The sequence below is a fragment of the Streptococcus oralis genome (assembly GCF_001578945.1).
GTDB classification, from domain to species: domain Bacteria; phylum Bacillota; class Bacilli; order Lactobacillales; family Streptococcaceae; genus Streptococcus; species Streptococcus oralis_Q.
In genome coordinates, this window is the sequence record NZ_KQ969550.1 from 178,197 (window position 1) to 180,007 (window position 1,811).

1 protein-coding gene and 1 pseudogene are annotated in these 1,811 nt (G+C 47.8%); both read right to left on the minus strand.

Annotation, left to right across the window (positions count from 1 at the left end; all coding sequences use genetic code 11):
- A pseudogene (locus tag SORDD16_RS00845) lies at window positions 1-329 on the minus strand (NAD-dependent dehydratase); the annotation flags it as partial.
- Window positions 330-493: 164 nt separating this feature from the next.
- Window positions 494-1,811: aldehyde dehydrogenase family protein (locus SORDD16_RS00850; protein WP_061451977.1), on the minus strand; the 1,318-nt coding region annotated here is incomplete at its 5' end.

A 1,811-nucleotide genomic window follows, 5' to 3' on the forward strand; every position in this document is an offset into this window, starting at 1 on the left:
CCATTGGCCGATACCAGATTGAAACTCTTGATTTTTCCTTGACAGAGACTGGCAAAAGCGACCGCATAGCCGTAATCAATCTTTTCAAAGTCAGCCCGCACCCCAGTCCCAATGGCAAAAAAGACATCTGCCTGCTTGAGGATAGCGGGATCCACTTGTGGGTCTTCCAGATTCGTGACAAGCGTGATCATCTTGGGATGATGGGGCAAGCGGTTAATGGAAGAACGCCCAAGGACGTAGACAGTCGAATAGGCTGGACTAGCCAGCAGTTCCTGTAAGATAGCGCCTCCGACTTCTCCCGTCGCTCCCAGTAAAATAGCAGTTGTCATATTTTTCCCCAATCTGATTTTTTATAGAAACCATTATACATCTTGATTAAAGAAAATCCCATAGCAAGGCATGCCATAGACTTGACAGTTTACGCCAATCTCCTTCTGCATTTCACAGAAAAAAACACAACAGAAAATCTGCTGTGTTCATTAGAGCCTGGCTCTTATTCCATATTTCCCAGTGTGAAGTTGATCACCTGTTGGTTCATGGCATCTGTGGCTTGGCGGTCATTGTATAAGAAACCAGTAGCCGCAAATTGTTCGACCAAGATAGATTTTTCAACCTGTTCAAAGTTGAGGGCATTTCCGAAGTTTCCAATCCCTGAAACAAAGTTTTCTTTGGTCTCTTTGCAGCCTCCCCAAGTCCGGTAGGCATTAAACCAAACCATTGGAGGGGTTGTGTTGACTGTAATCCCGCCGTAGTTGAGCTCGCTGAGAGCTGTTTGAAAGGCGTCTTCATGGTTGGCACGAGTTTCATCATCGATCAGGATCATACATCCTAGAGTCCCCAGCAATTCATCATTGGCAAAGGCTGTGGCTGCTGGTAAAAAGGCTTCGGCAGTCGCTGGTACATCAAGTGCTACTTCTCCCATGATTTGGCAGAAGGCTTCATGCGTGACACCGTAGGCAGACTTGTCCATATCCGGGATAAAGAGGAAGTCTGTATTGGGGTATTGGCCACCTTCTGGTTTGATGATTTCTGCTTGTGGGTGAGCTGCTAGGAAAGCCTCCCGTACATCGGCACTCTTAGGATAATAAGTCCCAACGGCAAAGGTTGATTGCGCCGCTTGACGGATGGCATCCAAAAATTCTTCCCGTTGTGCCCACTGCTTAGACGTGATGAAGGTCTGCGGACGGCCACAGGCTGCCCCGCCATTTCCTTTAGAAATCGATACAATGAGTTCTGCCTGATTTTTGATTTCTTCTGCAGTCCAAGGACGATCGCCAGGAACGATGATGGCAGGGTTGTTCCCACCACATTCTGACACCAAGGGAGTATCTGTTGATGCCATGATATTTTTGGCAACAGCTGTTGACCCTGTGAAGTAGATGGCATCCACCCCTTCTAACTGGATCAAGTCACGGCTATAGTCCACCCCGGCAAATGAGAGAGCTTTTCGTTCCACAAGGGGCGCAAAAATCTTTTCCCAGACCTTGTCTGTTGCTTCGTTTAGGCGGTGGGCCTTGTGAATGACCGTCTTATTGTCAAAGAAGATGGCCTTAATGGTCTCAATAGAAGAGCTGTAATTTCCCGCACCTGAAACAGCAATGATACCAGCTTCTTTATCAAGTGGGCTGACTTGCTTGGGCTGGCCGACAAGGCGTAGGTAGCCATGCTGAGTCGCAGCCGTCATTTGATCCACTGGAGCTGTTGGAAAGACTTCCACCTCAAAGGTTCCATCGCCCAAATCACGAATAGATTTGGCTTCTGGCATCTTTCCTGTCTCTGCCAAGGTTTGATAGATAAAGGTGCTGGCATTG